8 protein-coding genes and 1 pseudogene are annotated in these 9,863 nt (G+C 63.6%); 4 read left to right on the top strand and 5 right to left on the bottom strand.

The genetic code is table 11. The features are described 5' to 3' along the window. Nucleotides 1-745, bottom strand: a pseudogene (locus EOA75_RS22050) (primosomal protein N'); the annotation flags it as partial. A 90-nt stretch (nt 746-835) separates the two neighbouring features. Here EOA75_RS22050 and fsa point away from each other — a divergent pair. Further along, nucleotides 836-1,492 (top strand): fructose-6-phosphate aldolase, encoded by a 657-nt coding sequence (gene fsa / locus EOA75_RS22045; protein ID WP_095799713.1) that lies wholly within the window; start codon nt 836-838, stop codon nt 1,490-1,492. 91 nt (nt 1,493-1,583) lie between these two features. On the opposite strand, the gene lptE is transcribed toward fsa, so the two are convergent. Both lptE and leuS read right to left on the bottom strand, forming a co-directional pair. Continuing rightward, entirely contained in the window at nt 1,584-2,165 is a 582-nt protein-coding gene (lptE, locus tag EOA75_RS22040) for an LPS assembly lipoprotein LptE (protein ID WP_067324955.1), read from the bottom strand. Then, the gene (gene leuS / locus EOA75_RS22035) at nt 2,152-4,794 is read right to left on the bottom strand and encodes a leucine--tRNA ligase (RefSeq protein ID WP_127325147.1); all 2,643 of its coding nucleotides are present in this window, start codon (nt 4,792-4,794) and stop codon (nt 2,152-2,154) included. Before leuS ends, lptE begins: the two co-directional genes overlap by 14 nt. A gap of 147 nt (nt 4,795-4,941) precedes the next feature. On the opposite strand from leuS, the gene EOA75_RS22030 reads away from it, so the two are divergent. Next, complete coding sequence (locus tag EOA75_RS22030; protein ID WP_127325146.1) at nt 4,942-5,604, top strand: YggS family pyridoxal phosphate-dependent enzyme; 663 nt, start codon at nt 4,942-4,944, stop codon at nt 5,602-5,604. 249 nt (nt 5,605-5,853) lie between these two features. Here the strand turns inward: EOA75_RS22030 and EOA75_RS22025 are convergent, their stop codons facing one another. Further along, the gene (locus EOA75_RS22025) at nt 5,854-6,126 is read right to left on the bottom strand and encodes an aspartate-semialdehyde dehydrogenase (protein ID WP_067001506.1); all 273 of its coding nucleotides are present in this window, start codon (nt 6,124-6,126) and stop codon (nt 5,854-5,856) included. A 304-nt stretch (nt 6,127-6,430) separates the two neighbouring features. Here EOA75_RS22025 and acs point away from each other — a divergent pair, with 304 nt between their 5' ends. Together acs and EOA75_RS22015 are read left to right on the top strand one after the other, a co-directional pair. Beyond that, nucleotides 6,431-8,386 carry an acetate--CoA ligase gene (acs, locus tag EOA75_RS22020; protein ID WP_095824161.1) on the top strand — a complete coding sequence of 652 codons (1,956 nt, stop codon included), beginning with the start codon at nt 6,431-6,433 and terminating at the stop codon, nt 8,384-8,386. Beyond that, nucleotides 8,386-9,132 (top strand): MOSC N-terminal beta barrel domain-containing protein, encoded by a 747-nt coding sequence (locus tag EOA75_RS22015; protein WP_067324949.1) that lies wholly within the window; start codon nt 8,386-8,388, stop codon nt 9,130-9,132. The genes acs and EOA75_RS22015 overlap by 1 nt, the downstream gene beginning before the upstream one ends. A gap of 12 nt (nt 9,133-9,144) precedes the next feature. On the opposite strand, the gene EOA75_RS22010 is transcribed toward EOA75_RS22015, so the two are convergent. Then, nucleotides 9,145-9,863 (bottom strand): cyclopropane-fatty-acyl-phospholipid synthase family protein (locus EOA75_RS22010; RefSeq protein ID WP_164747492.1); only part of this gene is annotated, 719 nt, incomplete at its 5' end.

Below are 9,863 nucleotides of genomic sequence, written 5' to 3'. Positions count from 1 at the left end.
GCAGGATCAGCACCTGCTTGCCCTTGTCGAGCGCCGCCGCCGCCGCCTCGAAATAGACTTCCGTCTTGCCCGATCCGGTGACGCCGTCGAGCAGGGTGACGTTGAAGGCGTCGGCGGCGATCGCCGCGCGCAGCTTCTCGGCCGCCGCCTTCTGGTCCGGCATCAATTCCGGCACAGCATGGCCGGGATCGGGTGCGGCGACCACCGGCCTTGGCGGGATCAACACCGTCTCGAACACGCCTTGTGCCCTCAAGCCATCGATGACGGTCGAGGAGACACCCGCCGCATGGGCGAGACCGGAGCGCGTCCAGGCAAGCCCGCCTTCGGCCGTCTCCAGCACGCGGCGTCGCGCGTCGGTCAATCGGTCGGGCTCGGCAAGCGTGCGCTGCAGGCCTTCGATCCACGGCTCCGGGTCGAAAGCTTCCGGCGCCCTCAACAACATCCGCGCCACCATGCCGGGCGCCGACAGCGTGTATTGGGCGATCCAGTCGACGAAACGGCGCATCGCCTTGTCGATCGGCGGGCAGTCGAAGACCTCCTCGATCGGCCGCAGCTTTTTCGGATCGACGGATTCGACGACGGCGTCCCAGACGATGCCGGCGACCTGCCGCGGCCCCAGCGGCACGCGCACGATCGAGCCCGGCACCACGCGCATGCCTGGCGGCACGGCATATGTGTAGGGCCGTTCGGCCGGCATCGGCACCAGCACCGGCGCGGCCGCGACAAAGGGCGAATCTTCGATCATCGGGCGTGACCTTGCCCCGACTTTGCTCTAGATCAAAGGGGACCCCCGCATCTGCCTGGCCGGCGTCAGGCAATCCCCAAGGAGACAGCCATGAAGTTTTTTGTCGATACCGCTGACATCAAGGAAATTAAGGAGCTGCACGATCTGGGGCTGCTCGATGGCGTCACCACCAACCCGTCGCTAATCCTGAAATCGGGCGGCAAGATCGCCGAGGTCACCAAGCAGATCTGCGACATTGTCGAAGGCCCGGTCTCGGCCGAGGTCGTGGCGACCGAGTACAAGGAGATGATGGCCGAGGCCGAGGTGCTGGCCAAGATCGCACCGAATGTGGCCATCAAGGTGCCGCTGACGCTGGATGGTCTGAAGGCCTGCAAGACGATCCGCACCGAGATGAACCGCATGGTCAACGTCACGCTCTGCTTCTCGGCCAACCAGGCGCTGCTTGCCGCCAAGGCCGGCGCCTCCTTCATCTCGCCCTTCGTCGGCCGCATCGACGACACCGGCTCGGACGGCATGGAGCTGATCTCGGAAATCCGCACCATCTACGACAATTACGATTTCAAGACCGAGATTCTGACCGCTTCCGTGCGTACGGTGAACCACGTCAAGCAGGCGGCTTTGATCGGCGCCGATATCGTGACCGCGCCGCCGGCGACGTTGAAGGCGCTGGTCAACCATCCGCTCACCGACAAGGGCCTCGCCGCCTTCCTCGCCGACTGGGCCAAGACCGGCCAGAAGATTGGCTGAGGCCCGAGATCAGACAACAAAAAGGCCGGGATAACCTGGCCTTTTTGTTGCATCGAATAGGGAAATAGCGCGGCGGCGCTCAGAGACCAGCTCAGGCCTTCTTGCCATTCTTGGCCAGGTCCTGGGCGATCGCCAGCCTGAGCAGATCGGCGAGCTCGCGGGCGGCGCGGTTCTCGGCGTCGATCTGCGCCCGGTAGGCCGCAAACTCCTGGCGCGGCCGGTCGAAGGAGGAAGGAATCGAGCGCTTGCCGAGCGCGACCACAGTGCCGGTCGCGGCGTCTCTGAGCACATAATTGGCGGTGAGGGTCACGGTGCCGGCCGTCGGCTCGTCCTCTTCGGTCTGCACCTGAACGATGGCCGCCGACTCGACAAGCTCGGTGACGCCGAGGTCGAGCGTATAGGCAGGCGATGCCGGCTCGCCCGAGCCCTGGCCGAAAGCGAAGATCAGGTTGTTGCGCACCTGCTGTGCAGGGCGCGTGCTCACCGGCTTGATCGAGATCGACGCCAGCTCGGCGGCGGCCCCGACCTGCGAGCCGGCGGTGAGCGGCGCGCTGGAATAGAGCGGCCGCACCGTGCAGGCGGAGACCAGTGCCAGCGAGGCGATCAGGCCGCTGAGAGCAGCGCGACGCAGCAAACGCGCCGCCTGTGACTTTTCCGGATCAGGCAACGACATTGACGATCCTCTGCGGGACGATGATCACCTTGCGCGGGGCTTTACCATCGAGCGCTTTCTGCACGAAGTCGAGAGCCAGCACCGCTTTTTCGACGGCACCTTGATCCGCGTCGCGGGCAATTGTCAAATCCCCGCGCTTCTTGCCGTTGACCTGCACCGGCAGCATGATCTCGTTGTCGACGACCAGGGCCGGATCGTAGGCAGGCCACGGCCGTTCGGCGACCATCTCGGTGCCGCCCAACGCCTCCCAGCATTCCTCGGCCAGATGCGGCATCACCGGCGCGATCACATGCACCAGGATCTCGACGGCCTCGCGGCAGGCGCCCTTCAGCGCCGCGTCAGCCTTGCCTTCGGCGACGTCGTTGAGCGGCACGGCCAGCGCATTGGCAAGCTCGTAGATGCGGGCGATAGCTCGGTTGAAGCCGAGCTTCTCGATGTCCTCGCCGATCGCCTTAAGAATCTTGTGCGCGGCCTTGGAAACGGCACCTGCCTCGCCTTCGCTCGCCGCGGCCGGCTTCACGTCGCCAAGCTGTTCGGCCGCGATCTGCACCAGGCGCCAGACGCGCTGCACGAAGCGATGCGCGCCGGCGGCACCTTCGTCGGTCCATTCGACGTCGCGCTCGGGTGGCGAATCCGACAGCATGAACCAGCGCGCGGTATCGGCTCCGTAGCCGTCGGTGATCTCCTCCGGACTCACCGTGTTCTTCTTCGATTTCGACATCTTCTCGAGCGCGCCGATCGACGCTTCCTCGCCGGTCGCGATCTCGATGGCGCGGCGCTTGCCGCCGGCATCCTCGATCCTGACCTCGCTCGGCGACAGCCAGCGCCCATTTGTCGACGGACCGCCGACGCGGTAGGTCTCGTGTACCACCATGCCTTGCGTGAACAGGCCCTTGAACGGCTCGGCGAGGTTCAAATGGCCGGTCTCGCGCATGGCACGCGTGAAGAAGCGCGAATAGAGCAGATGCAGGATCGCGTGCTCGATGCCGCCGATATACTGGTCCACCGCCAGCCACTCGTCGGCCGCCTTCGGCTCGGTCGGCTCGTTCGCCCAGGGGGCGGTGAAGCGCGCGAAATACCACGACGAATCGACGAATGTATCCATCGTGTCGGTCTCGCGCCGCGCGTCGCGCCCGCATTGCGGGCATTTCACGTGACGCCATGTCGGATGCCGATCGAGCGGATTGCCCGGACGGTCGAACTCGATGTCGTCAGGCAGTTTCACCGGCAGATCGGCCTTCGGCACCGGCACCACGCCGCAGGCCTCGCAGTGGATCATCGGGATCGGGCAGCCCCAGTAGCGCTGGCGCGAGATGCCCCAATCGCGCAGGCGGAAATTCACCTTGCGCTCCGCCATCGGCCGGCCGCCGATCGTCTTCTGTTCGAGCAGCTTCGCCACCTCGTCGAACGCGCGCTGCGGCTTCATGCCGTCGAGGAAGCGCGAATTGATCATCACGCCGTCGTCGACATAGGCCTCCTCGGTGATCTGGAAGCTTTTTGCGTCGCCGTCTTCCGGCATCACTACCGGGACTACCGGCAGGCCGTATTTGTTGGCGAAGTCGAGGTCGCGCTGATCGCCCGACGGGCAGCCGAAGATGGCGCCCGTGCCATACTCCATCAGCACGAAATTCGCGACGTAGACAGGCAGCGTCCAGCCGTCGTCGAAAGGATGGACGACGCGGATGCCGGTATCGAAACCCTTCTTTTCGGCCGTCTCAAGCGCCGCCACCGAGGTGCCCATATGGCGGACCTCGTCGATGAACTTGGCCAGCGCCGGATTGTTCTCGGCGGCTTGTTTGGCCAGCGGATGATCCGCCGCGACCGCCATGAAGGAGGCACCGAAGATGGTGTCCGGCCTGGTCGTGTAGACTTCCAGCTCGTGCATGTCGCGGCCGATCTTGGCAGAGCTTGCAGCCGCCAGCGGCCAGCGGATCAGCAGCCCTTCCGAGCGGCCGATCCAGTTATGCTGCATCAGCTTGACCTTCTCCGGCCATTCGTCGAGACGGCCGAGCGAATCCAGCAGGTCCTGCGCGAAATCGGTGATCTTGAAGAACCATTGCGTCAACTCGCGCTGCTCGACCAGCGCGCCCGAGCGCCAGCCGCGGCCGTCGATGACCTGCTCGTTGGCGAGCACCGTCATGTCTGCCGGGTCCCAGTTGACCTTGGAGGATTTGCGCGTCACCAGCTCCTTCTCGACGAAGTCGAGGAACAGCATCTGCTGGCGGTGATAGTAGTCGACGTCGCATGTGGCGAACTCCCGCGCCCAGTCGAGCGACAGGCCCATCATCTTGAGCTGCTCGCGCATGACGGCGATGTTTTCGTAGGTCCAGTCCTTGGGATGGACCTTGTTCTGCATCGCGGCATTCTCGGCCGGCATGCCGAAGGCGTCCCAACCCATCGGGTGCAGCACGTTGAAGCCCTTGGCCCGCTTGTAGCGCGCGACGACGTCGCCCATCGTATAGTTGCGGGTGTGGCCGATATGGATCTTCCCCGAGGGATAAGGGAACATCTCGAGCACGTAGTATTTCGGCTTCGGGTCCTCGTTCCTGGCCTCGAACAGCTTCTTTTCGGCCCAGGCCTTCTGCCATTTGGGCTCTGACGTGCGCGGATTGTATCGTTCGGTTGCCATCAGATGTTTTTCACTTAAAAGCGGGTGCGCGGCGCTGGGCAAGGCCGGCAGCCGAGACAATGTCGTCGCGGTGTTCACCATGGATTGCCAGACCCGTCAACTGTGGCGATCCGGCGTTGGTGCTAAAACTATGGGCAGGATATGGACATGACGAGCCCCGTCGAACAGCTTCGCGCGGTCAAGGCGAAGATCGCAAGCGCCGAACGCGAGGCAAAGCGTGAGCCCGGCGCCGTCATGCTGGTTGCGGTCTCGAAGACCTTCGCGGCCGAAGATATCCGCCCGGTCATCGAGGCGGGCCAGCGTGTTTTCGGCGAGAACCGCGTGCAGGAAGCTCAAGGTAAATGGCCGGCGCTGAAAGCGGCGTTTCCCGACATCGAGCTGCACCTGATCGGGCCGCTGCAATCCAACAAGACGAAGGAAGCGGTGGCGCTTTTCGATGTCATCGAGACCGTCGATCGCGAGAAGATCGCCGCCGAGCTTGCCAAGGAGACCGCCAGGCAAGGCCGGGCGCCGAAACTCTATGTCCAGGTCAACACCGGTTCCGAGCGGCAGAAGGCCGGCATCGAGCCGCGCGACGCCGTCGCTTTCGTCAAACGCTGCCGCGAGGTGCACGGCCTCGCCATTGAGGGCCTCATGTGCATCCCGCCGGCGGACGAGAATCCCGGTCCGCATTTCGCGCTTTTGGAAAAGATCGCTGGCGAGGCCGGCGTCGCAATGCTCTCGATGGGCATGTCCGGCGATTACGAGACCGCGATCGCCTTCGGCGCGACCAGCGTCAGGGTGGGCTCGGCGATCTTCGGCAGTCGCTAAGCGCCTCGACACGCTCTAATGATCTTGTTGCCCGACAATGATAACGCTTTCGCCGGCGCTTGAAACCAAGCGGGCCGTTCCTATTCCCCCGTCGTCATTCAGCTTGCGGAACACGATGTTCGGGGCCACGTCATTACGGCCGCCCCTATCAGGGCAAGCGTTAACGATTGCGATTAGCTGCAGGTCCTTGCTCCGCCTGGGTCATGGGCGTCCGCCAAACATTCGACGTCCAGAGAACCTTTGCGCCGCTCAGTGCAGCACGAACTCCCCGTCCACTTTCCGCCACTCGTTCGGCGCGATCAGCTTCTGGTGCGTGTAGGTCACCGAATGCAGCGGGCCGTCGAGCTTGGTCTTCCAGAATTCGATGAAGCGGATCAGCACCGGAAACTCCGGCGCGATGTCGTAATCCTGCCAGATATAGCTTTGCAGCAGATGGGGATGGTCTGGGAAGTGATAAAGGATCTTGGCTGTGGTCAGCCCATAGCCGCTGAGCATCAAGTCCATTTCGAGATGATGGCGCATTGCCGTCCTCAGTTGATTCTCCTTTCCTCCCAACGCGAAACTCTGCGCCTCGTTGCTTAACCGTCTATTGATTTTCGCACATCAGACCCAAGTTTTCCATCGGAAAAACAGACGGTTAGCAGCCCTAAGGCGAGAGTGCTGACAGGCGTTTGCACTTGCCCCTGCGTCATCCCGCCGCGCGAATCCAACGTCTAATGTTGCCGTCACGGCGGAACTGTTAATAATGCCGCGAATTCACGGCTGCTTCGCCGTGATGCCGTCGGCACATCAAGCCGGCGGAACGATTTCGGAGGAAAGCTAGAAAATGTCCGATGTCCATGTCCACCGCGTCCAGCCGGCGTGGAAGAAAAACGCGCTGATCGACAACGACACCTATCTCAAATGGTATGCCGACAGCGTGAAGAACCCGGACAAGTTTTGGGGCAAGCACGGCAAGCGCATCGACTGGTTCAAGCCCTTCACCAAGGTCAAGAACACTTCCTTCGACGGCAAGGTCTCGATCAAGTGGTTCGAGGACGGCCAGACCAACGTTTCCTACAACTGCATCGACCGGCATCTGAAGAAGCGCGGCAACCAGACCGCCATCATCTGGGAAGGCGACAACCCTTACGATGACAGGAAGATTACCTACAACGAGCTCTATGCGCATGTCTGCCGCTTCGCCAATGTCCTGAAGAAGCACGGCGTCAAGAAGGGCGACCGCGTTACCATCTACATGCCGATGATCCCCGAAACGGCTTACGCGATGCTTGCCTGCACGCGTATCGGCGCCATCCATTCGGTCGTCTTCGGCGGCTTCTCGCCCGATGCGCTGGCCGGCCGCATCGACGACTGCAAGTCGACCATCGTCATCACCGCCGACGAGGGCCTGCGCGGCGGCAAGCCGATTGCGCTGAAGGACAACACCGACAAGGCCATCGACATCGCCGCCAAGGCCGGCACCAAGGTGGAAAAAGTGGTGGTGGTGCGACGCACCGGCGGCAAGACCGGCTGGGTGCCGGGCCGCGACGTCTGGTACCACGATGAGGCCGCGACCGTTAAGGCCGACTGCAAACCCGAGAAGATGAAGGCGGAGGACCCGTTGTTTATCCTCTACACATCGGGCTCAACCGGCAAGCCGAAGGGCGTGCTGCACACCACCGCCGGCTATCTCGTCTATGTTTCGATGACGCACCAGTATGTCTTCGATTACCATGACGGCGACATCTACTGGTGCACCGCCGATGTCGGCTGGGTCACCGGCCACAGCTACATCGTCTATGGCCCTTTGGCCAACGGTGCCACGACGCTGATGTTCGAGGGCGTGCCGAACTACCCGTCGCAGTCGCGCTTCTGGGAAGTCGTCGACAAGCACCAGGTCAACATCTTCTACACCGCGCCGACGGCGCTGCGCGCCCTGATGGGCGCCGGCGATTCCCATGTGAAGAAGACCTCGCGCAAGTCGCTGCGCGTGCTGGGCACGGTCGGCGAGCCGATCAATCCGGAAGCCTGGGAGTGGTATTTCAACGTCGTCGGCAACGCCAAGGTGCCGATCGTCGACACATGGTGGCAGACCGAGACCGGCGGCATCCTGATCACGCCGCTGCCGGGCGCCACCGACCTTAAGGCCGGCTCGGCGACACGGCCCTTCTTCGGCGTCAAGCCGCAGCTGGTCGATGGCGAAGGCAAGGTGCTGGAAGGCGCGGCCGACGGCAATCTCTGCATCACCGATTCCTGGCCCGGCCAGATGCGCACCGTCTATGGCGATCACGACCGTTTCGTGCAGACCTATTTCTCGACTTACAAGGGCAAATACTTCACCGGCGACGGCTGCCGCCGTGACGCCGACGGCTACTACTGGATCACCGGCCGCGTCGACGACGTCATCAACGTTTCAGGCCACCGCATGGGCACGGCGGAAGTTGAATCGGCGCTGGTCAGCCACGACAAGGTCTCGGAAGCCGCCGTCGTCGGCTATCCGCACGATATCAAGGGTCAGGGAATCTACTGCTACGTCACGCTGATGTCCGGCACGACGTCGAGCGAGGATCTGCGCAAGGAGCTTGTCGCCCATGTCCGCAAGGAGATCGGCGCCATCGCAACGCCCGACAAGATCCAGTTCGCGCCGGGCCTGCCCAAGACCCGTTCAGGCAAGATCATGCGGCGCATCCTGCGCAAGATCGCCGAGGACGATTACGGCGCGCTGGGCGACACCTCGACGCTCGCCGATCCCGCCGTGGTCGACGATCTCGTTGCCAACCGGCAGAATAAAAGGGCCTGATGAACGCGCAGGCCGCACTCGGCACCGTCAGCCAGCTATGGCGCTATCCGGCGAGCTCGCTTGCCGGCGAGCGGCTGGACGCCATCTCCGTCGGCACGTCGACTGTCGACGGCGACCGGCTGTTCGGCCTGGTCGATGCGTCGGATGGCGAGATCGCCAGGCCGGACCGCGGACCGAAATGGCACAAGGTGCCGCTGATTCGCACCCGGCTGACCGAAGACCGCCGGCTCGAAGTGGCCGTGCCCGGCGGCGACTGGCTGCCGGCGCCCGACCCGGAAAGCGACCGGGTTCTTTCCGGATTTCTTGGCTTCGACGCCTCGATCCGGCCTTACTTCCGCGAGCACGCGCCGGGCTATGCCGGCCCGCTCACGGCCGAGCGATACAGCAGGACGCCGATCCATCTGCTCACCACCGCCTCGCTGGCGCGGCTGAAGGCGCTGCATCCGCAAGGCGTGCCAGATTCGCGCCGCTTTCGCCCCAACATCGTCGTCGACATGGAGCCGGTCGAAGGCTCCTTCCCGGAGACGGAATGGCTCGGCCGCAAGCTCGCGATCGGCGATCTGTTGCTCACGATCTCCGAGCCCTGCCGCCGCTGCGGCTTCACCATCATCGCCCAGGACGGCTTCGACAACGACCCCGGCATCCTGCGCAACCTGGTCCGCTACAACGCCCACAATATCGGCGTTTATTGCACCGTCGACCGGCCGGCACGCGTCGAGATCGGCGCGGAAGTGCGGTTCGCCTGACCTGCCTTGTCCCTACCGGTACAAATCTTCACGCGTCGGCGGCAGGACGCTTGGTCCCCGCGCGCGCTTGGTGGCGACGGTCTGGAAAATCTGCGCCGAGGCGCGTTCGAAGGCGATCGAGCAGCCGGTGAGATAGAGCAGCCATAGCCGCGCTTTCGCCTCGCCGACCTCGGCGATCGCCTCGTCGAAGCGCGCATGGAGACGCTCGGCCCACAGCCGGCAGGTGCGGTGATAATGCTCGCGAAGGTTCTCGACATCATGGACGAGGAAGCCACGCGCCTCGAGATTGCCGAGCGTCATGCCGATCGTGTCGAGCTCTCCACCTGGGAAGATGTATTTGATCAGCGCCTTGTATTCCGGGCCCTTGCGCAACGTCTTGCGGATGTCGCCCTTGCTGCGCCTGGTGATGGCGTGGTGCAGATAGATTCCGCCGGGCTTGAGCAGACGATGGACGGCCGAAAAGTAGGCGTCGTGATTGGCAATACCCAGATGCTCGAACATGCCGATGGACGATATCTTGTCGAACGTGCCGGAGAGCTCGGCGTAGGATTTGATCTCGATGGTGATTCGGTCCTCGAGACCCTCGGCGCGGATGCGCTCGCGGGCAAGCTCCGTCTGGGCCCGCGACAGCGAGACGCCATGGCCGACGACGCCGTAATGCTTCGCCGCATGGATCAGCATCGCGCCCCAGCCGCAGCCGATGTCGAGCAGCCTTTCGCCGGGCTTCAGCC

This window comes from Mesorhizobium sp. M1A.F.Ca.IN.022.07.1.1 (assembly GCF_003997575.1).
In the GTDB taxonomy this organism is placed as follows: Bacteria; Pseudomonadota; Alphaproteobacteria; order Rhizobiales; family Rhizobiaceae; genus Mesorhizobium.
Note: the sequence above shows the minus strand (reverse complement) of the source record. Positions and strands in the feature narration are given on the sequence as shown.

Coding starts and splice junctions, on each gene's coding strand:
- EOA75_RS22015 (WP_067324949.1), top strand. CDS start 8,386: ATGAACGCGCAGGCCGCACTCGGCACCGTCAGCCAGCTATGGCGCTAT.
- EOA75_RS22025 (WP_067001506.1), bottom strand. CDS start 6,126: ATGCGCCATCATCTCGAAATGGACTTGATGCTCAGCGGCTATGGGCTG.
- EOA75_RS22030 (WP_127325146.1), top strand. CDS start 4,942: ATGACGAGCCCCGTCGAACAGCTTCGCGCGGTCAAGGCGAAGATCGCA.
- acs (WP_095824161.1), top strand. CDS start 6,431: ATGTCCGATGTCCATGTCCACCGCGTCCAGCCGGCGTGGAAGAAAAAC.
- fsa (WP_095799713.1), top strand. CDS start 836: ATGAAGTTTTTTGTCGATACCGCTGACATCAAGGAAATTAAGGAGCTG.
- lptE (WP_067324955.1), bottom strand. CDS start 2,165: ATGTCGTTGCCTGATCCGGAAAAGTCACAGGCGGCGCGTTTGCTGCGT.
- leuS (WP_127325147.1), bottom strand. CDS start 4,794: ATGGCAACCGAACGATACAATCCGCGCACGTCAGAGCCCAAATGGCAG.